23 protein-coding genes, 1 tRNA gene, 1 other RNA gene and 3 pseudogenes are annotated in these 20,011 nt (G+C 40.7%); 22 read left to right on the forward strand and 6 right to left on the reverse strand.

The features are described from left to right. The first annotated feature begins 7 nt into the window (after nucleotides 1-7). The 4 genes and pseudogenes from C1G57_RS06370 to C1G57_RS06380 all read left to right on the forward strand — a co-directional run bounded on the left by C1G57_RS06370 (nucleotide 8) and on the right by C1G57_RS06380 (nucleotide 2,594). Nucleotides 8-829 carry a hypothetical protein gene (locus C1G57_RS06370; RefSeq protein WP_105114212.1) on the forward strand — a complete coding sequence of 274 codons (822 nt, stop codon included), beginning with the start codon at nucleotides 8-10 and terminating at the stop codon, nucleotides 827-829. 102 nt (nucleotides 830-931) lie between these two features. Beyond that, a pseudogene (locus C1G57_RS11650) lies at nucleotides 932-1,171 on the forward strand (trypsin-like serine peptidase); the annotation flags it as partial. A gap of 9 nt (nucleotides 1,172-1,180) precedes the next feature. Then, nucleotides 1,181-1,723: a hypothetical protein gene (locus tag C1G57_RS11655; RefSeq protein ID WP_419579853.1), complete on the forward strand. Its 543-nt coding sequence runs from the start codon at nucleotides 1,181-1,183 to the stop codon at nucleotides 1,721-1,723. 16 nt (nucleotides 1,724-1,739) lie between these two features. Next, on the forward strand, nucleotides 1,740-2,594 hold the full coding sequence (locus C1G57_RS06380; RefSeq protein ID WP_238595268.1) for a hypothetical protein: 855 nt from the start codon (nucleotides 1,740-1,742) through the stop codon (nucleotides 2,592-2,594). A 119-nt stretch (nucleotides 2,595-2,713) separates the two neighbouring features. On the opposite strand, the pseudogene C1G57_RS11660 reads toward C1G57_RS06380, so the two are convergent. The 4 genes and pseudogenes from C1G57_RS11660 to C1G57_RS06400 all read right to left on the reverse strand — a co-directional run. Then, nucleotides 2,714-2,882 (reverse strand): annotated as a pseudogene (locus tag C1G57_RS11660) (transposase); the annotation flags it as partial. A 218-nt stretch (nucleotides 2,883-3,100) separates the two neighbouring features. Next, a tRNA-Lys gene (locus C1G57_RS06390) sits at nucleotides 3,101-3,173 on the reverse strand. A gap of 7 nt (nucleotides 3,174-3,180) precedes the next feature. Further along, nucleotides 3,181-3,374: non-coding RNA, 6S RNA (ssrS, locus tag C1G57_RS06395), on the reverse strand. 71 nt (nucleotides 3,375-3,445) lie between these two features. Then, nucleotides 3,446-4,726, reverse strand: coding sequence for a replication-associated recombination protein A (locus C1G57_RS06400; RefSeq protein WP_105114214.1), 1,281 nt, complete (start codon nucleotides 4,724-4,726; stop codon nucleotides 3,446-3,448). A 69-nt stretch (nucleotides 4,727-4,795) separates the two neighbouring features. On the opposite strand from C1G57_RS06400, the gene C1G57_RS06405 reads away from it, so the two are divergent. The 6 genes from C1G57_RS06405 (at nucleotide 4,796) to C1G57_RS06430 (ending at nucleotide 8,436) form a co-directional block, all read left to right on the forward strand. Further along, complete coding sequence (locus C1G57_RS06405; protein WP_105114215.1) at nucleotides 4,796-5,131, forward strand: MazG nucleotide pyrophosphohydrolase domain-containing protein; 336 nt, start codon at nucleotides 4,796-4,798, stop codon at nucleotides 5,129-5,131. Between the two features lies 1 nt (nucleotide 5,132). Next, nucleotides 5,133-5,603: a DUF3013 family protein gene (locus C1G57_RS06410; protein ID WP_105114216.1), complete on the forward strand. Its 471-nt coding sequence runs from the start codon at nucleotides 5,133-5,135 to the stop codon at nucleotides 5,601-5,603. Nucleotides 5,604-5,691: 88 nt separating this feature from the next. After that, nucleotides 5,692-5,964: a hypothetical protein gene (locus C1G57_RS06415; RefSeq protein ID WP_153045612.1), complete on the forward strand. Its 273-nt coding sequence runs from the start codon at nucleotides 5,692-5,694 to the stop codon at nucleotides 5,962-5,964. Between the two features lie 50 nt (nucleotides 5,965-6,014). Continuing rightward, nucleotides 6,015-6,968, forward strand: coding sequence for a 50S ribosomal protein L11 methyltransferase (gene prmA / locus C1G57_RS06420; RefSeq protein WP_105114218.1), 954 nt, complete (start codon nucleotides 6,015-6,017; stop codon nucleotides 6,966-6,968). A gap of 1 nt (nucleotide 6,969) precedes the next feature. Further along, entirely contained in the window at nucleotides 6,970-7,716 is a 747-nt protein-coding gene (locus C1G57_RS06425; RefSeq protein WP_105114219.1) for a 16S rRNA (uracil(1498)-N(3))-methyltransferase, read from the forward strand. Between the two features lie 3 nt (nucleotides 7,717-7,719). Beyond that, nucleotides 7,720-8,436 (forward strand): DUF554 domain-containing protein, encoded by a 717-nt coding sequence (locus C1G57_RS06430; protein ID WP_105114220.1) that lies wholly within the window; start codon nucleotides 7,720-7,722, stop codon nucleotides 8,434-8,436. A gap of 24 nt (nucleotides 8,437-8,460) precedes the next feature. Here C1G57_RS06430 and C1G57_RS06435 read toward each other — a convergent pair whose 3' ends face one another. Beyond that, nucleotides 8,461-9,003, reverse strand: a complete 543-nt coding sequence (locus tag C1G57_RS06435; RefSeq protein WP_105114221.1) for a GNAT family N-acetyltransferase — start codon at nucleotides 9,001-9,003, stop codon at nucleotides 8,461-8,463. Between the two features lie 108 nt (nucleotides 9,004-9,111). Here C1G57_RS06435 and C1G57_RS06440 point away from each other — a divergent pair, with 108 nt between their 5' ends. The 12 genes from C1G57_RS06440 (at nucleotide 9,112) to C1G57_RS06495 (ending at nucleotide 19,449) form a co-directional block, all read left to right on the forward strand. After that, nucleotides 9,112-11,313: a RelA/SpoT family protein gene (locus C1G57_RS06440; RefSeq protein WP_105114222.1), complete on the forward strand. Its 2,202-nt coding sequence runs from the start codon at nucleotides 9,112-9,114 to the stop codon at nucleotides 11,311-11,313. A 1-nt stretch (nucleotide 11,314) separates the two neighbouring features. Next, a complete protein-coding gene (dtd, locus tag C1G57_RS06445; RefSeq protein ID WP_105114223.1) occupies nucleotides 11,315-11,758 on the forward strand; it encodes a D-aminoacyl-tRNA deacylase in 444 nt (147 codons plus the stop codon). 62 nt (nucleotides 11,759-11,820) lie between these two features. Further along, the gene (locus tag C1G57_RS06450; protein WP_002941993.1) at nucleotides 11,821-12,006 is read left to right on the forward strand and encodes a hypothetical protein; all 186 of its coding nucleotides are present in this window, start codon (nucleotides 11,821-11,823) and stop codon (nucleotides 12,004-12,006) included. A 966-nt stretch (nucleotides 12,007-12,972) separates the two neighbouring features. Then, the gene (locus tag C1G57_RS06460) at nucleotides 12,973-13,710 is read left to right on the forward strand and encodes a response regulator transcription factor (RefSeq protein ID WP_099876162.1); all 738 of its coding nucleotides are present in this window, start codon (nucleotides 12,973-12,975) and stop codon (nucleotides 13,708-13,710) included. Continuing rightward, a complete protein-coding gene (locus C1G57_RS06465) occupies nucleotides 13,710-15,050 on the forward strand; it encodes a sensor histidine kinase (protein WP_105114225.1) in 1,341 nt (446 codons plus the stop codon). Before C1G57_RS06460 ends, C1G57_RS06465 begins: the two co-directional genes overlap by 1 nt. Before the next feature lie 426 nt (nucleotides 15,051-15,476). Further along, nucleotides 15,477-15,644, forward strand: a complete 168-nt coding sequence (locus C1G57_RS11105) for a hypothetical protein (protein ID WP_153309110.1) — start codon at nucleotides 15,477-15,479, stop codon at nucleotides 15,642-15,644. Between the two features lie 307 nt (nucleotides 15,645-15,951). Further along, on the forward strand, nucleotides 15,952-16,113 hold the full coding sequence (locus tag C1G57_RS11110) for a hypothetical protein (protein ID WP_161941117.1): 162 nt from the start codon (nucleotides 15,952-15,954) through the stop codon (nucleotides 16,111-16,113). Between the two features lie 13 nt (nucleotides 16,114-16,126). Next, on the forward strand, nucleotides 16,127-16,300 hold the full coding sequence (locus C1G57_RS11115) for a hypothetical protein (protein ID WP_161941118.1): 174 nt from the start codon (nucleotides 16,127-16,129) through the stop codon (nucleotides 16,298-16,300). Nucleotides 16,301-17,879: 1,579 nt separating this feature from the next. After that, on the forward strand, nucleotides 17,880-18,089 hold the full coding sequence (locus C1G57_RS06480; protein WP_105114226.1) for a hypothetical protein: 210 nt from the start codon (nucleotides 17,880-17,882) through the stop codon (nucleotides 18,087-18,089). Between the two features lie 27 nt (nucleotides 18,090-18,116). Next, nucleotides 18,117-18,299: a hypothetical protein gene (locus tag C1G57_RS06485; protein ID WP_024377601.1), complete on the forward strand. Its 183-nt coding sequence runs from the start codon at nucleotides 18,117-18,119 to the stop codon at nucleotides 18,297-18,299. Nucleotides 18,300-18,333: 34 nt separating this feature from the next. Further along, a complete protein-coding gene (locus C1G57_RS06490; protein ID WP_105114227.1) occupies nucleotides 18,334-18,744 on the forward strand; it encodes a hypothetical protein in 411 nt (136 codons plus the stop codon). Nucleotides 18,745-18,747: 3 nt separating this feature from the next. Next, entirely contained in the window at nucleotides 18,748-19,449 is a 702-nt protein-coding gene (locus C1G57_RS06495) for a CPBP family intramembrane glutamic endopeptidase (protein WP_105114228.1), read from the forward strand. A 354-nt stretch (nucleotides 19,450-19,803) separates the two neighbouring features. Here the strand turns inward: C1G57_RS06495 and C1G57_RS06500 are convergent. After that, nucleotides 19,804-20,002: pseudogene (locus tag C1G57_RS06500) on the reverse strand (transposase); the annotation flags it as partial. Between the last annotated feature and the right edge of the window lie 9 nt (nucleotides 20,003-20,011).

The raw sequence follows: 20,011 nt of genomic DNA on the forward strand, positions 1-20,011 counted from the left end.
GGTACCTATGCATTATAAGATAATGAGAAGTATTGCGTTTTTAATATTGTTAATTGGCACAATCATAGTAGAATCGGAAAATTTCTCACCTTTAACAATCAGTCAGCCAGTTTATGCTACAGAGAGTATATCTAAGTTTGAAAGTCAAGGAGGATCAGAGTATGAAGAAGGTACTTTTCGTCTAACATTAAAGGTTGGCGAAAGTGGGCAAATTCGTCGTCCTCAAGATTCCCCCTTAAAAGATTTCAACTATTCTTTTGATATGAAAGTGGAGGATTCCTCTATTCTTTCGTTTGATAGCCAAGGTAATTGGACAGCTCATAAAGCTGGAATAACGAAGGTTTATCCAAGTTTTCCTAATGAATCTAGTGAACATTTGAAGGAATTTGAAGAAGAGTTAGTCATAAATCCAGTTGAACTATATGTTAATGAGATTTCAGTTGTTTGGGAAGTTACAGTAGAAGAAAGTGAGCAGGGGCTAGAATCAAGTTCAAGGAGGTCATTGATTGAGAACGATGCTGTAGAATCTCTTTCGGAGACAACGCCTTCTTCAATGGAATCTTCTGTGAGAGTATCTGATACTAATGAAGTTGACGGTTCAAATGCTCCAACTATGATTTTCGGTTCAGATAATATGATTCCTATTGAAAATACCACAGTAAATCCATATAGAAAAGTTGTAGCTGTATATAAAGTAGTAAATGGTTTGGCCACTTGGAATGGAAGTGGTGTTATGATTGCTCCAAACAAGGTATTGACAGCAGCTCATGTAGTTCGAGACTTTAGAACAAATGAGACGTATGACCAAATAATGGTTGCTCCTGCATAAAATGGTAATAAATATCCGTACAATAAGTTTACTGGTTCTACCTATCATTTTTTTACTGGTTATTTAGATGATGCTACATTAGGTTATACACGTACAAAAGCTAATGAAGATATTGCAGTAGTGACTTTGGATAGTTCGATTGCTTCTGTAGGTTTTCTCCCAGTAACCTCTATCTTAGCTATTAACGATGATATCACAGTTATTGGTTATCCTCAGGATAGAGGAGTGGTTATGCACAAATCAGGAGGAAAAGTTAAAAGTATTGATGGAAAGATAATAGGTTATCAAAATGATACGCTCTCTGGAAATAGTGGGGGTCCAGTACTGGATAGACAAAATCGAATTGTCGCAATCAATGTTGCTGAGCCTAAAATAGAAGGTGAATACACAGAAGAATATTTACAAAAGTATGGTGCTAATACAGGTAGAAAAATTGATCAGGATGCGCTGTGCTTGATTGATGTTGCACTTCATAATAGAAAGACTGGTGATGGTATATCAGCCTCTGTACCAACCTACCGCCTATATAATGATGGTTTGAAATACCATCTATATACAAAAGATAAGAACGAAGTAGATATTTTAAGTAGCCGTGGTTGGATATATGAGGGTGTTTCTTGGAGAACAGATACATCAGGTGTCCCGATTTACCGTTTATACCATTCTGGTCTTAAGAAACATTTATTAACTAAGGATGTTAGAGAAAGAGATGTTTTAGTGAGAAGTGGCTGGATATATGAGGGTGTTATCTTCCATTCTTCTGGTAAGCGTCCAGTTTATCGTTTGTATAATTCAGGACTAAAAGTTCATCTCTATACTTCAGATAAAAATGAGTACAATGTCTTAAGCATACATGGTTGGAAGCAAGAAGGAGTTGCATGGAATGTTGAATAGGGCAGGAGAAATAAATATGAAATTAAGAACAATTATTTTATTGCTAGTAGGAATTTTTTACTTAGTAGGATTATCGCCGATGAATGCAACATCTATTTTTGCCAATGAACAGACCTATGACTATCTTCCTTCTGAAATATATTTTGATAGGAATACAATTCCAAAGGGAAATTTAGTTGTTGGAGATTCAGGACAAATTCGTCCGAATCAAAATAGTATATTTAAAGATTTTGAGTATGCTTTTAAGTATAAGTTGAGCGATTTTGGTGTAATAAGCATAGATGAGAAAGGGAATTGGCAGGCTATCGGACCTGGTCAAGTTACCTTATGGGTTCATGGTCGATCTGAGTACAATGAAAGCCCAGAATTTGAAGCGGAACTTGATAAGCATGGAATGGTGCGTGTTAATGCTGGAATTTATCCCACTGTCGTACCTGATTATGTTAAGACTCATATTATAGTAACAGAGAATCCCCTAAGTACAGAGGTTTACCGCCTATACAATCCAAATCTTAAAGTCCATCTTTATACTCAGGATAGCAATGAATACAATGTATTAGCTACACGAGGTTGGGAGCAGGAGGGAGTTGCATGGTTATCACACAATACGGAGGGAGAACCTGTTTTTCGTCTCTATCATCCTGGATTAAAAGTTCATCTATACACACGTGATGTGAATGAATTTGCTGTTTTAGTCAGTCGAGGCTGGAACCAAGAAGGTATAGCTTATCGTTCCAAAGGGGATAAAGAAATTTATCGTCTTTATCACGAAGGGGTTAAGAAACACCTCTACACCACAAATGAAGTAGAAATAGATATCCTTTCAACACGCGGCTGGCGTTATGAAGGCATTGCCTGGTATGGAAGCTAATAAATTGAAGAGGTTGGGCAAAAACTAGCCAGTAAATAAAAAACACAGATAGATTCAAGCTAATTTTGATGAAATCTAGCCGAACTATTTGTGTTTTTTATTTTTGTCTCTATTATCTTGGGCTAATTTCGTAGCCAATTTCGTTAAATTCATGCACATTAGGAGGAATTCTATCTCAGTTTCAACCACCTTTTGACCTCTGACATGCACTCTGCGCACGCCAAAAACACCCTTCATCCTATCAAATACAGGTTCGACATCCACCTTGCGTTTGGCATAAATGCGGGCTCTGTTGTTTATACATTTTCATGCCTTTCTAGTTGTTTTGTCGTTATTATAATTATAAAGCATGAAATGGAAAACGAGCAACTCCTAATTGGAATTGCTCGTTTTTTATATGTGAGCGACTAGTTTTTGCCCAGCCTCTTTTTCTTTGTGTTAGAGTTTATTGATAAACAAAACGAGAAAAAGCCTTGATAAATCAAGACTTTCCTCATATCAACCAATCCTCCCTGTAGGGATCGAACCTACGACCCACGGATTAAGAGTCCGCTGCTCTGCCAGCTGAGCTAAGGAAGGGCAAAATAAAAATGCTGTATTGGTACCGGTTATTCATGAATTGTATTGATCCCGCACGCTAGAAGCAGGTGGGTGACGTGTTTCTGACTTAGTTGCTTCTGGGTGTACCAGCCTGCATACTGCCAAAAGATCTTTGTCTCCCTAGTAATACAAAAATAGTCGGTCAACACATAGGTATGAATTCGTATACCACAGCAGTTCTTATTTATGATTTAATATTACCACATTTTTAAAAAAAATCAAGAGAAAATCGGCAAAAAATGAAAACGTTATCAACTTTTTTTCTTGTTTTGTTTTAGCTGCTTGATTTTTTCTTGGGTCATGCCCAAGGCACGCTCGTATTTTCCGGTGTCGTTGGCGGTGAAGTAGTCCGCAGCCAGTAACTTATCGGGCAGGTATTGCTGGTCCACCCATTTTTCAGGATAGGCATGGGGATACTGGTAACCAATGGCATTTCCTAGCTCCTTACTACCAGCATAATGGCCGTCCCGCAGGTGATTTGGAATAGGTAGATGACCGTTTTTCCGTAAATCAGCCAGAGCTGCATCCATAGCCAGATAGGCAGAATTGGACTTGGGAGAAAGGGCCAAATCAATGACCACATTGGCAATCAAAATGCGTGCCTCTGGAAAACCGATTTTCTGGGCAGCTTCAAGGGCAGTCACCGTATGAATCTGAGCCTCTGGATTGGCCAAGCCAATGTCTTCGTAGGCAATGACCGTCAAGCGACGAGCCAGACTAGGCAGGTCTTCCGCCTCAATCAAACGAGCGGCGTAGTGGAGGCTGGCATTGACATCGCTACCCCGAATGGATTTTTGCAGGGCTGAGAGAATGTCGTAGTGGGCATCGCCGTTCTTGTCCATACTGATGTAGGATTTTTGCAGGCTATTTTCCACAGCGTCCAGATCAATGTGACGACTGCCCTCACTTTCCTTGGTCGAAAGTACAGCTAGTTCCAGTGAATTGTAGGCAGCCCGAAGGTCCCCGTTGGTCGCATTTGCCAGAAAGTCCAGAGCCTCAGGCTCAATGGTGACTGGGAAGTCAAAACCACGTTCGCTGTCAGTCAGAGCCAGTTCTAAGGCCTGTCGGATGTGGCTGGTTTCCAATGGCTGCAATTCAAAAATCTGCACCCGACTACGAATGGCGGGTAAAATAGAGAAAAATGGATTTTCTGTTGTCGCCCCAATCATGATGATATTGCCATTTTCCAAAAGAGGAAGCAGGAAGTCCTGCTTGGTCTTGTTGAGGCGGTGGATTTCATCGAGCAGGAGGACCAGACCACCAGAAAACTTAGCCTCTTCAGCGATTTCCTGCAGGCGTTTTTGGTTGTCGGTCGTAGCATTAAAAGTCCGAAAGGCATACTTGGTCGTACCAGCAATTGCGGATGCAATCGAGGTCTTGCCAATCCCTGGCGGACCGTAGAGAATCATGGACGACAGCATATTGGCATCAATCATGCGACGGATAATCTTTCCAGGACCGACCAGGTGCTCCTGACCGATGACCTCATCAATGGATTTTGGCCGCATACGAAGGGCGAGATTGGCTGGCATAGGCTTCCTTTCAGTGCATTTATGGTATAATCATTATACTACAATTTTAGGATTTGGAGAGAAACGAAGATGACGGAGTTGACGGTGGGTGTTTTGGAAGAATACTTGCGTGACCACTATGGGACGAGAGTTCCAGAGCAAAGTCTCTTTATGAAATTAGTGGAGGAAATTGGTGAAGTGGCAGAGCTACTGAATCAACGTGCAGGCCGCAAGATGATGGATGGCGAAGACGACAGCTCTGCTCGTTTGGCAGAAGAATTAGCTGACGTTATTCACTATGCTGTAGCCTTGGCAGCGGTGAATCAACTAGATTTAACCAAGTCCATTTTGGAGAAAGACAAGCGGGCTTCCGTCAAATATGGTCGAGAAATAAATTTATTGGAGTTTATAGAAAAGAGGAAATAGAATGGCAAAACACGGCTTTTTAGATGTGCTGGAAGCGGCACTGGACAAACATTTTACTTATGATTACGAGCTCAACTGGGACAAGAAAAATCATGCTGTTGAGTTGGCTTTCATCTTAGAAGCACAAAATGCGGCTGGGATTGAAACGGTGGACGACGAAGGCAATGCGTCTTCTGAGGATATTTTTCTAGAGGAGTATATCCTTTTCTACAACCAGGACAAGTCTCGCTTTGACGAGGAAGACTACCTGGTCGCTCTGCCATTTGACGCCAAGAAGGGCTTTTCGGCAGAGTTTTTGACCTACTTCGCAGGTTTTCTCAAGGACACCGCCGACCAAGGTTTAGATGACCTCATGGACTTCTTGGCGGACCCAGAAGCCCAAGAATTTGCCATTTCTTGGGACGGTGAAGCCTTTGAAAAAGGCAGAGCAGACCTGGTGGAGGGGGAGTTTTACCCATATCCGAGGTATTGAGATGGTATATGAAATTGGAAATATTGCTCCGCTGCTACTTGTCTCAGAACTGAATCGATCACGAGTTTTTTACGAAAATCTACTACAATTGACAGTTGTTTACGAATCGTTCGAGAAAGGTCTTGTCTGTTATGCTTTTGGCTCCAATAATACCATTATTTTACGGATTCGTCAGGGAACAAAGGAAGAACTGGAGAAAATGGCTGCACCACTTGGTCAAGGGGCTGAATTTGTTTTAAATGTTGGACGCGGTTATCAATATGCCATAGGACCTTTTGAAAAGGCCAGCTATCCTTATAGTTGGGATGGTTGTGTCGTAGCGTTTGACCCAGATGGATATAAGTGGAGTTTAGTAGGATGAAATTCAAAAAAATAATAGATTGATTCGTAGTAAGAAAGGTTAAAACAAACATGAACTCATGGCAAGAATTAACGATTCACGTGCATCGTGATGCAGAAGAAGCAGTTTCAAATCTGATGATTGAAACGGGCAGTCAGGGGGTGGCCATTAGCGACTCCGCTGACTATGTGGGACAGGAGGACCGTTTCGGTGAACTCTATCCCGAGGTGGAGCAGTCAGATATGATTGCGATTACGGCCTATTATCCTGACACTGTGGATATTGAGGAAGTTAAGGCAGACTTGGTGACTCGCTTGGCGGATTTGACAGGCTTTGGCTTGGAAACGGGTCAGGTCAGCCTAGAAAGTCAGGAACTGGCGGAGGAAGACTGGGCGGACAACTGGAAGAAATACTATGAGCCAGCCCGCATTACCCACGATTTGACCATTGTGCCGTCTTGGACCGACTATGAGGCGACTGCTGGTGAGAAGATTATCCGCCTGGATCCAGGTATGGCTTTCGGTACGGGAACTCACCCGACGACTAAGATGAGCCTCTTTGCCTTGGAGCAGACTCTGCGTGGTGGCGAAACAGTCATCGATGTCGGCACAGGCTCAGGCGTCCTCTCCATTGCCAGTTCCCTATTGGGTGCCAAGGAGATTTACGCTTATGACTTGGATGAAGTGGCGGTGCGTGTGGCCCAGGAAAACATTGACCTCAACGCCCACACCAGCAATATCCATGTCGCAGCAGGTGACCTGCTTCGTGGCGTTGACATTGAAGCGGAAGTCATCGTTGCCAACATCTTGGCGGATATTCTCATTCATCTGACCGAGGATGCCTACCGTCTGGTCAAGGACGAGGGCTACTTGATTATGAGCGGTATCATTGCGGATAAGTGGGACATGGTGCGAGCATCTGCGGAGGCGGCCGGCTTCTTCCTTGAGACCCACATGATTCAGGGCGAGTGGAATTGCTGTATCTTCAAGAAAACAGCTGACCGCTCAGGTGTGATTGGAGGCTAGGATGCAGCAGTATTTTGTCAATGGCAGAGCACCGCAGGGCGTTTTCCAGATTACCGATAAGGATACTGCCAAGCACATGTTTTCTGTCATGCGTTTGCAGGCAGACGACCAGATTGTCCTGGTCTTTGACGACGGGATAAAACGCATGGCACGGGTAGTAGACAGCCAGAGCCAATCTGTTGAGATCATCGAAGAATTGGTAGATAATGTTGAATTACCCGTTTCCGTTACCATTGCCATGGGCTTTCCCAAGGGAGATAAGTTAGAATTTGTCGCCCAAAAGGCAACGGAATTAGGCATGACAGCCCTCTGGGCCTTTCCAGCTGACTGGTCTGTGGTCAAATGGGACGGCAAAAAATTAGCCAAAAAAGCAGAAAAGCTAGAAAAAATCGCCCAAGGCGCAGCCGAACAAAGCAAACGCAATCGCATTCCAGCAATTCGCTTGTTTGAGAAAAAATCGGATTTTCTAGCCCAGTTGGCAGGCTTTGACCAGATTATCTTAGCCTACGAAGAGGCTGCCAAAGAAGGCGAACAAGCTAACCTAGTGAAAATCTTGTCTGGTTTAGAAGCTGGTCAATCAGTTTTAGTCATCGTCGGTCCAGAAGGTGGTGTGTCGCCTGAGGAAGTAGTTGCATTTGAAGGAGAAGGAGCGGTCAAGACAGGTCTTGGTCCTCGTATCTTACGAGCAGAGACGGCTCCACTCTACGCCCTTTCTGCCATTAGCTACGCGACGGAATTGTTGAGGTAGTCCATGTTTGCCTTAGGAACCATTATCAATACAGTGGCCATTGCCCTAGCAGGTGTGCTAGAGTCTTGGTTTGGTCATTTACTGAAAGAACGGCATCAGTCAGGATTAACGGTGGCGAGCGGGCTAGCTGTCTTATTTTTAGGAATTTCAGGTAGTTTAGAAGGACTGTTGACAGTAGTTGACGGTCAACTCAAAAGTCAAAATAGCATACTTTTGGTCCTTAGTCTGGCCTTGGGGACCTTGATTGGGGAAGTGCTCCATATCGAAGGCTGGTTTGAAAGGCTGGGTGTTTGGCTCCGCGAAAAATCAGGAAACAGCCAAGATGGTCAATTCTTAGATGCTTTCCTGACAGCTTCTTTGACCGTTTGTATCGGTGCCATGGCCATACTAGGAGCCATCCAAGATGGCTTGACGGGTGATTATCGTTTGTTGGCCGTTAAGAGTATTTTGGACTTTATTATCATTTTGATTATGACCTCGAGTTTGGGCAAGGGAGCAGGCTTTTCAGCAGTGCCAGTCTTTCTTTTTCAAGGATCGGTCACTCTTTTGGCGCGCTTGATTGAGCCTCTGATGACGGATCAGGCCCTGGCCAATCTCTCCTTTATCGGCTCCGCCCTCATCTTCTGTGTCGGTGTCAATATCATTTGGGACAAAAAGATTCGCGTGGCCAACATGTTGCCAGCTATTCTCATTGCGGTGATTTGGAGCTATTTTGCATAAGAAAAACCAGGATTTCCCTGGTTTTTACTGTCTTCGTTCAAACTGCAAGAGGCTGACCTGCCCCAAGCCCTTCCAAACCTCCTCGACTTGCCCGACCTGGTGAAAGTCATTTTTCAAGAGCACTTGCTGAGAAGCTTGGTTTTCCGGTAGGACAAAGGCGAGGATTGTTGTTATCGGACATTCTTTTAGTAGGAAATGGCAGAGCAGGCTGACTGCTTGGCTGGCCAGACCTTGATTCCAGAAGGCATGATGAAGCCGATAGCCAATGGTCACCGACGCTGCCCGTTTCTTGTAGTCAAAAACTTCCAAAACGCCAATCAATTTCCCTTGGTGCTCCAGCCCCAAGAACAAACGTTTTTTCTTATCAAAATCCCTCTGAAAATGCCCAATGCGTTTGCGGAGGGTTTCTTTGTTTTGCGTGGAAGTGTTGGGTGTCATCTGAAAGTGAATGGGATTGGAGTAGATTTCCCAAAGGTCATCGAGGTCTGACTCATAGATAGCACGTAATCGAAACGCTGAATGTTCAATAAATGGAATAGTGTCGAATAGTTTAGGGCTGATGTTCATGGATGTAGTATACTGGAAAAGCCAGACTTTAGCAAACTCTTACCGCTTCCCTTTTTCTTTTTCAGTGAAAATGGTAAAATAGGAGGAAATAGTTGGGGAGAGAAGTAAATGAAGGAAATTAATTTTACAGGAGAAGAGGTCGTTGGGCTAACTGCCACCTATCTTCCAGCCGAAGATGTTGCCTTTGTTCAGAAAGCTTTGAACTATGCTACTGAGGCTCACAAACTTCAATTTCGTAAATCAGGCGAACCTTACATTGTTCACCCCATTCAAGTAGCGGGAATTTTGGCAGGACTTAAGCTTGATGCTGTCACTGTTGCCTGTGGCTTCTTGCATGATGTGGTTGAGGATACGGAAGTTACCTTGGATGAGATGGAGGCTGAATTTGGTCCAGAGGTTCGCCATATAGTCGGTGGTGTGACCAAGCTGGGTAAGGTCGAGTACAAGTCTCATGAGGAGCAGCTAGCTGAAAACCACCGCAATATGCTGATTGCCATGTCCCAAGACATGCGGGTTATTCTGGTGAAGCTGGCAGATCGTCTCCACAATATGCGGACCCTCAAGCACTTGCGCAAGGACAAGCAGGAACGAATTTCACGTGAAACGATGGAAATCTATGCGCCGCTTGCCCACCGACTTGGTATTTCTTCTATCAAGTGGGAATTGGAAGATATGTCCTTCCGCTACTTGAATGAAGTTGAGTTTTACAAGATTACCCACATGATGAGGGAAAAGCGTCGTGAACGGGAAGAGTTGGTCAATGAAGTTGTTGACAAGTTGCGCGAATATACAGAAGAACGCCACCTACATGGTCAGATTTACGGTAGACCCAAGCACATCTACTCTATCTATCGGAAGATGCATGACAAGAAAAAACGCTTTGATGAGCTGTACGACCTGACTGCTATCCGTTGTTTGATGGATACCCCAAGCGATGTCTATGCCATGCTAGGCTACATTCATGAATTATGGAAGCCGATGCCCGGCCGATTCAAGGACTACATTGCTAGTCCAAAAGCCAATGGCTACCAGTCCATCCATACGACTGTTTATGGGCCAAAGGGACCGATTGAGTTCCAGATTCGGACAGTGGAAATGCATCAGGTGGCAGAGTACGGGGTGGCGGCTCACTGGGCCTACAAGCGTGGTGGCAAGGCAACTGCCAGCGAGAAAGAACTGCGCTGGATTAACAACCTGATTGAACTCCAAGAAGGAGCCGGAGATGCCCAATCTTTCGTCGATTCTGTCAAGGACGATATTTTTACAGAGCGTATTTACGTTTTCACACCAGATGGTGCAGTGCGTGAATTGCCTAAGGACTCCGTACCGATTGACTTCGCCTATGAAATTCACACCAAGGTAGGTGAGCGGGCGACAGGCGCCAAGGTCAACGGCCGTATGGTGCCTCTGACGACCAAGCTTAAGACAGGTGATCAGGTGGAAATCATCACCTCTGCCAACTCTTTCGGTCCAAGTCGTGACTGGGTCAACCTAGTTAAAACCCACAAGGCCCGCAACAAAATCAAGCAGTTCTTCAAGAATCAGGACAAGGAACTATCTATTTCCAAGGGGCGGGAGATGCTTCAGAACCTACTCCAAGAAAATGGCTACGTTCCCAACCAATACCTGGACCGTCGTCACATGGACGAGGTCTTGCAAAAGACTAGTTACAAAACGGATGAAGCCTTATATGCAGCGGTTGGTTTTGGAGAAGTTTCTGCCGTGTCAATCTTTAACCGTCTGACAGAGAAAGAACGCCGAGAAGCTGAGAGGGCTAAGGCCAAGGCTGTTGCGGATGAATTGGTCAACGGTGGCGAAGTCAAACACGACAACAAAGATAGTTTGAAAATCCGTCACGAAGGTGGTGTGGTCATTGAAGGGGCGTCAGGCTTGCTGATACGGATTGCCAAATGTTGTAATCCAGTACCTGGCGATGAAATTGTCGGCTACATCACCAAGGGGCGTGGGGTAGCTGTTCACCGTGTAGACTGTATGAACCTCAAGAGCCAAGAAAACTACGATGTCCGTCTGATTGATGTCGGTTGGGAGGATGAAAATTCGACCAAGGAATACATGGCAAACATTGACATCTACGGGCTCAACCGTTCCGGTCTCCTCAACGATGTCCTCAAGGTTTTGACAAATGCCAGCAAGAACATTTCTTCGGTCAATGCCCAGCCAACCAAAGATATGAAGTTTGCAACTATCCACGTTTCCTTTGGTATTTCCAACCTAGCAACCTTGACCAGTCTGGTGGACAAGATCAAGTCGGTGCCAGAAGTTTACTCAGTGAAAAGGACCAACGGATAAGATGAAAATTGTATTACAACGTGTATCACAGGCCAGTGTGGCCATCGAAGGAAGCATTCATGGGCAAATTGATCAAGGGCTCTTGCTCCTAGTCGGTGTGGGGCCAGATGATAGTCAGGACGATCTAGATTATGCTGTTCGTAAAATTGTCAATATGCGGATATTTGCAGATGAAGCAGGCAAGATGAATAAGTCTGTCCAAGATATAGCGGGCAAGATTTTATCCATTTCCCAATTTACTCTTTTTGCGGATACAAAAAAAGGTAATCGCCCTGCCTTTACAGGAGCGGCAGCTCCTGCCCTAGCCAGCCAACTCTACGATGCCTTTAACCAGGCCTTGTCGGCCTTTGTGCCCGTTGAAGTGGGCGTGTTTGGGGCAGACATGGCGGTCAGCCTGGTCAATGATGGGCCGGTGACCATTGTGTTAGATACCAAAAATCGCTAGACCTCTATACTTTTTGTGTCTATTTTGATATACTAAAAGTGAATTAGATGTGGAGGTGTGTCATGAAAAACTTACTGACCAATCATTTTTTCTACCTAGTGGTAGCATTTACCTTGATTTTGGTGATTTACTTTAGTGGAATTGACAAACGCTGGATTATTCTGGCAAGTTTTCTCTATTTCATTCCTTCGCAGATTTTATACCGTCGCCGCCTTAAAGAGCGGCTACAAGAAGACCAGCCCAAGTAGGCTGGTTTTTTGATGTGTAAATTGGACTACAATTCTTTATTAAATATGCTATAATAGTTTTTGCAGAAAAGTAAAGACGGTGGCTCTAATTTCTGAAAGGTAGGTGGGAGCGGTACAGAACTCAACTAGTAGAAAATGAGTTCGTCTTACCGCCCCCGCACAGTTGATTAGGTCAGATTTGGAGTGCGAAGCACGAACAAATCTGCCAATCAACCACTGCGCTGAGATGTTGACGCGAATTAAGAGAAGTGGAATGGAACTTTTTGTTCTACTCTGAAAATCATCAAAATCTAACAGAAAGGCTAGCCCAAGCCAGCTGGTAAGTGAACTTACTCATCTGGCAACGACAAATCCTATAAGATTTGTCTAGGGCTCGCACTAGCTCGAGTTTTGAAAAATATCGTTTCAAAACTCTCACGTCGAAAGTCTTAGCTTGTCAACCTTTGAGTGGCTAACACTCATGTTTGTAGCTGGTACAGTCATCCAGTTTTTCTTTTATTACTTCGACGAGCGAGGAAACGTACTTTCCTTATTTCCAACTTCAAAGACTCCACTGGAGTCTTTGAACTCGCTTTGCCGTACTCTGCAGGGGTAACTTGCTTTCGCAAGTGCTTTCTACAACCTTGTACAGTCACTCGACTGTACAAGCTGTCTGCAGCTCGTTGCCTAGTACTAAAAGTAAACTGAATGACTATTTTCTTTTATCGCTCTCGTGATGTTAGTGCTTGAGTTGGTAAAAACGACAAAAAAAATAACCGTCTATAACTTTGGCAGGTTAACGGTTATTTAATACAAATAATCTGCCACCGTCTTAAACGGTTCTGCAAGGGGTAGTTGTTTCTGGCAACTACCTTTTTCTATGTTTATTATACATCGGTGGGTCTATCAAGTCAAGTTGGACATTTATCTTTTGCTGAAATATGCTATAATAATGATTATTACTTACAAAAAATGTAGGAGATTTCTATGCTTAATATTTTTGTATTAGAAGATGATTTTTTTCAGCAGAGTAGGCTAGAAAATGCTATTAGGCGGTGTGTTGAAGAAACGTCAGTAAGGTATAAATTCCTAGAAGTTTTTGGTAAACCAAATCAATTATTGGAATCAATCGAGGAAGCAGGCAATCACCAATTTTTCTTTTTAGATATTGAAATAAAAGGCGAAGAAAAGAAAGGAATGGAAATCGCTAAAGAAATCCGTGCTCGCGATCCTTATGCTGTTATTGTCTTTGTAACAACTCATTCAGAATTTATGCCGGTAACGTATCGTTATCGAGTCTCTGCTTTAGATTTTATAGATAAAGGCCTAGAGGATAGTGACTTTCAAAAGGCAGTATCAGATGTGTTAGTGCATGCTTTTGAAAATATTGATCATACTATAGCTGAAAATTCTTTTGTATACAAAACTGAAACTGCTCATATTCAAGTTCCTTTTAGCGACATCCTTTATTTTGAAACATCATCAACGATTCATAAAGTTATTTTAAAAACGAAAACAGGTCAGACTGAGTTTTATGGGAAGGTATCCGATATAGCTAAAGTTGATGAACGACTTTACCAAGCACATCGTTCTTGTGTAGTGAATCCATTAAATATAACAAGATTGGACAGAACAAATCACATTGCCTACTTCGAGAATGGAGATTCTTGTTTTGTTTCTCGGATGAAGCAGAAGGAGCTTGCAGATTTGTTGGAGATTGATTGATGAATATTTTTATATCTCCATTTTATGACACCATTTTCTTTATTGACATGCTGATTCGTTTGATGATTCTTCAACAAATCAGTGGTTTATTTTTAAGCAAGAAGAAAAAATGTTTGATAGCTTCTTGCTTAACTGTCAGTCAGATAGTTTTATATGATATCTATTCTTTGTTAGAACCTTTTTCATTTTTAGTTGTCATTCCTTTTTTAAAAACAAATTGGAACAAGACGCAAAAAATATTTTATGGATTATTACCATTTGTGATAGGGGATATGTTTCAAAGGATAATTGCTCTTTATTTGAGATTCCTATTCCAACTTGACTACTCTGCCATGAGTTTAAATCTAGTATTTAATGTAGTTCTAACATTACTACTTATACCGTTTTATCTATTATTTTTAAAGGGATTGGGAATTGAGGCTAAGGATTTAAAAGTAGATACTGTAGATAAGGAATTGAGAAAAATATTTTGGTGGTTTAATGTTTCATTTATAACATACTTTTTACTTGTAAGAACAACCACTCAAGCTGAAATATGGAGTAAGAGAGGTATGATTTCGATAGATTGGAATCCATACTATATCCGTACTAATATTTTGTTGATTTACTTTGTAATATTTACGGTTAGTTTATTATATTTGAACTATCAGAAGAAAGAAATACAAGATAGAGAAATTCAGGCTTTGAAGGACAAACAATTAACTGACTTAGGTCGCTATAGCCGTCATGTTGAATCACTTTATAAAGAAATTCGAAGTTTCCGACATGACTACACTAATATTCTTATTAGTCTGAATGAAGCAATTAAGGAAGAGGATATTGTTGCGATTCGAACGATTTATAGTGAGGTTATTGCAGATTCTGATAGAAAATTCTATGATGGAAAGTACGATATAGCTAGATTATCCAATATACAAAATCCTGCTGTGAAGAGTTTGCTGTCATCTAAGATGTTGGAGGCACAAAAAAAAGGTATTGCAATTTCTGTGGAAGTAGATGCTGAAATTGAACCACCTGCTTTAGAGTTGATAGAATTCATAACGATTCTGTCTATTTTATTAGATAATGCTATCGATGCTGCAGAGCAGTGTGTAAATGGAAATATTGTATTTGCCTACTTCCAGGAATATGACAGAAAAATTATCGTTGTAGAAAATACTACGGTTGAAGATAAAGTATCTACAAGTCATATTTTTGAATATGGTCATTCTACAAAAGGAGATAATCGAGGAATTGGCTTGGCTAATGTAAAAACTATCTTAGATAACTATCCTAAATTTTCTATATCAACGAACAGTAGCAATCATCGATTTGTTCAGGAGTTGGTGTTTTTGGAATAAGATTTATAGATGTAAGTCCAGTCGAAAGGCTGGATTTTTTTGCATTTTCTCGAAAAAATGGTCATTCATTACAAAATATCGACAGTTCATGACATGGATGAAAAAATTGGGCTGATTTGGCTTATACTAAATGTGTAAAAAATAAGAACAAGGAAACTATTTTAAAAGGAGGTCGTTAACATGCAAAGCGAGAATAGAAACACTAAATATGTGATGAATGTAATAAAAAATACAATCTACCTATCTATGTTTGCAGTACTTGTTTTGGATTTGATTATGGAAGGTAAAATAAATTTTGAATACATTTTAAGCTGGGGATTATTGTTATATTTTATTGATGACTGATAGTTTCACATGTTTTGACAGTAAATAGTAAATGCAATTTTGGTTGCGATTTACTTAGCGTATCGTAGGAGGAATAATTTTATGATTTGGCTTATTAAACTTCTATTGGTTGTTGTAATTTCCATTCCTGTAACAAGTATTTTACAGCCTTTTCACAACCATTACTTAAATGGAGTCACGGTTGGGGTCATTTCCGTCATTGTGTCCCATTTAGTGGATAAATATGGGAAAGGTGGGGATGAAGTATGAGTAAAGAGCTGAAAAGGATGTTGAAACTCGGGACACTTTTCCTTGCCTTATTTATCTTTAATATGTTTTTTCTTAAATGGTTGTCTGTTATAGGATTTGTTATTCATTTTAGCGAAATTAGTTATTTGGTTCCACCGCTGTTTTCAGTCATCGTTCTATCGATGATTGAAAAAAAGAGAAGCATGAAAACGACTTAATGAAAAAATGGTCATTCATTACAAAATATCGACAGTTCATGACATGGCTGAAAAAATCGGGCTGAGTTGGCTTATACTAAGAGTGTAAAAAACAAAAAGGAGACACGAGCATGAATACTTTAAAAACAATTGTTAAACACCGTCATTTCCGCTCCCTACTTGTAGGACTCGGAGCAGGTGCTATCATTTGTCTATGGGGAGTGTATTATGGAATGATTTACCTACTCAGTTATCTTGTCATTAGAGGGGTGATTTATATGTTTAAAAAATAAGTAGGAAAATAAGATGAAAATGATGAAAACTATTTTAGCGGTACTATTCTATTTTTGTTTAGACTATGTAATGAGAGAGTGTCTCGGCTTTGGTAGCCTTGGTTACTGGGCTCTATCCGTTCCAAACTTTTTGCTTCTAGTGATGTTGCTCAAACGTAACTATCAGGAACACAAGCAAGTACACTGAAGTTGACTGGCTGGCTTGAAAGGAAACTGGTTATGGATAATCTAAAAATAATCAAAATCGGAAATTATGCCAGTATTGCAATTGACCTATTCGTTTTTTTGATGTAGTTGGTTTCAGTTAGATCTGACGGAAAGGTTTTATTGCCAATCATGCTGATATTAACATTGCTTCACGCTTTGGTGATAGGGACAAGCTACTATTTTTTAAAGAAACGTGGCATGTCGTACAGGATGCCTGTACATCAAAGATACCTCATTTTAGGGGTAGCTCTTGCATCTGCTATACTATTTATGGAGTCTATGATAATGGGAGAAGTGAGCAGATTATTTCTTTTGCTAATCAATGGATGCCTGGTATTGGTTTGTCCTATTGCGAGATTGGTCAACAATACTACTGTTAATTAGGTTCATAGGATGACACCTCGAATAGTCATTTGGGGTGTTTTCGTTTGGTAGAAGATATTCAAAAAGGCTATCAGTCCTTGCCTTTTGAACAGTTTATTCAGCTGAGGTATTTAAATCAATGTTGGAGGCTGATGTTGACTAAATCGCATCAAGTCAATGCTTCTAGTCAGTTTGTACGAGATACAAAGGAGGCCATTTTCTGCAAGAAGATATTAGGGACTTATGAATCGACACCTGAGAGATTTAGAGTGGAATTCTCGGAGGTTATTGATTACAAGCATTGTAAATGCCTTTGTGGATAACTGATGTTTTATGTTTATGAATAAATAGTTTGAAATTTGTCTAAAATCTGCTATACTAAGTTAGAAAGATGTAGTGCAAAGCACACCAAAGCCCTCAGAAATTGCAGTTCCTGAGGGCTTTTTTACGTTCTCTAGTTTGAGAGATTAACGGGTGTGGTTTGGGCTAGCTGTGGTCGTTGTACTTGCTATCTAGCCACTTGCAAATGCAGTATGCAGCTACATTTGCCATAACAGCAAGTAAGAGCTCTAAGATGTAATGCAAAGCTATTCACCCCCTTTCACGAACTCCTATTGAAGAACGCAATCGGTTTCCGACAGCAATATTATTTTATCATAATTTTTTGTTTTTTTATGTAGAAATCATAATTCAAACTATTTTAGTTGATTTTACAATCTGTCACTTTCAACTCCAGTCAAAAGGCTGGAGTGTATGCTTTTTCTCGAAAAAAATGGTCATTCATTACAAAATAGCGACCGTTCATGACATGGATAAAAAAATCGGGCTGAGTTAGCTTATACTAAGAGTGTAAAAAATAAGAACAAGGAGAAATGAGATGACAGTGAAAAAGAAAATTGCTATGACAGAAGAACAATTGCTACATGTCGCTATGATAGTCTATACCTTGTATGTGCTGTACTTACTTGTCACCAAGAATTTTGTACCACGCTTCATAACTCCCTATGGACTGTATCTATTTGTTCTCGTTGAAGAAAAATTAGAGAAATTTTGCAAAAAACTATATCACAACTTAATGAATCGATAAAAAATGGTCATTCATTACAAAATAACGACCGTTCATGACATGGATGAAAAATTTGGGCTGAGTTGGCTTATACTAAGAGTGTAAAAAATAAGAACAAGGAGAAACAAAGATGAAAGAGAAAAAGGAACTTGTTATTACAGGGAAACACGTATTACACACAACAATGATTGTCTATACCTTCTTTATTGGATTTGCATTCATTAGACAGGATCTTGAGTTGCCGATGTTGATACCATACGGATTCTATCTACTTGCTCTTATTCTTGAAAAAATGGAAAAAAGTGGCAAATCGTTATTTGAAATCAGAATTGAACGTTAAGGAAAATGATAGTGAGGAGAAATGAAGATGAAGAATAAAAAATTTTATGCAGTGCTGATTGCTATTGCACTATGTTTGGTGTTTAAGATTAGTGCGAACGTGTCAGGCGATAGCCTTAAAGATTTTTTCAATGTTTTGGCAGTTAGTATCCCAGGTTCAATCATTACTTTTACTGCTTTAACGAATAAGGAACAAAACAAGGAAAAGTAAGTTTGTAAAGAAAACAAGAACAAGGAGAAAATATATGACTAAATTTAAAACAATGGATAAAATCAAAACCATAATTAGTATTCTAATCATTAGTTATGCAATTCTATGTATCTTAGCAGATGTATCTATAATCAATTTTGATATAGAATTATATATTCCACCTACATACGCTATCATATATTCCGCTACCTTTTTGAGCTTTACGGGAAGGAGAAATAAAAATGGAAAACAAACATCAAATGATGACTATCAAAGAAAGAATAAAATTATGCAGTTCTTGCAAGGGCTTGTTGAAGGAATTTTGGTCACTGCCGTTCTTATTCACCTAGTGGCTTGGCTTGTTCTTGGAAAAACAGTAGATGTTTTCTCATCTAATTTCTATCCAATGCTCTTTATTGCATTGTATTTTCTAATGAAAGTGAATAAGACTAAAAAGGAGGACTAGCTTATGAAACGTGTTAAAAATATTTTAAAATTTATTGGTTTGATTCTTGTCATCGTTGCGATTAACATAACTCCGATGCGATTTATTGCCATACAGGATTCGATGTCAGGTGCCATGCAGTGGGTTTCTGGCATTGGCTATCTGGTCATTGCGACAGCTATTGTGGTGTGGACTTGGAAACGGTATAAGAAAGGTCTACCTGACCAGCAAAAACGGTTCACATTTACTTGGAAAGATTTTGGGTTTGCTCTGCTATTTTTCTTAGCGGGACGGGTTGTCGGTATTGGCGGAACGCTATTGACCCAGTTGGTTACTGGCAATGCCACCACGGCCAACGATGCAGCACTTTTGGCTACAAATGAGCAATTGGCGAAGATGTTTCCGCTATACTTTATTGCCTTTCATATTGCAATAGGCGTTTTTGCTCCTTTTATGGAAGAGCTTGTTTTCAGAGGTTTGTTTAGCAGATATTTCTTCAAAGAAAATCAAAAATGGCTAAAATTGATAATCAGTTCAGCAGTCTTTGCTCTTCTTCATGCGATTCATCCAATTGAGTTGCCACTTTACTTCTTGCTTGGGGCAGTCTTCTATTTGGCTTACGCTCGCCGTGGCAATATTGTGGATGCGATTCTTGTTCATATATTGAACAATAGCCTACTGGTTATCTTCTCCATTATTGGTTATTTGTTGGTACTGTTTGGTTAGTGATGGTAAAGGAGTTTAGTTATGACAATGATAGAAAAATTAGATAAAAAATACCAAGAATTTGAAACAGCTTATGAGTCTTCCTCGTTTGCAATGAAATTCTTAGTCTGGGTAGGAATAGCTATGACCTTGATGACTCTTGGTTCAGTTCTTGTGCCAGCGATTTATTCTGCAGGGCAAGATTTCGGTGCCTTCCTATATTCTGTTTTTGGATGAGGGAGTGGTAGAAAATAAAATGAAAAAGAGGCTGGGCAAAAACTAGCCAATAAATAAAAAACACAGACAGATTGAGCTGATTTTGATGAAATCCAGCCGTACTGTCTGTGTTTTTCTTTTTATCTCTATTATCTTGGACTAATTTCTTAGCCAATTTCGTTAGATTCATGCTCATTAGGAGGAAGCCTATCTCGGTTTCAACCACTTTTTGACCTCTGACATGGACTCTGCGTACGCCAAAAACACCCTTCATCCTACCAAATACAGGTTCGACATCCACCTTGCGTTTGGCATAAATGCGGGCTCCCTCTTTACTTGTCAATTCCTCTTTGACTAAGTTCTAGTG

The organism is Streptococcus suis, from assembly GCF_002960425.1.
GTDB classification, from domain to species: Bacteria; Bacillota; Bacilli; order Lactobacillales; family Streptococcaceae; genus Streptococcus; species Streptococcus suis_S.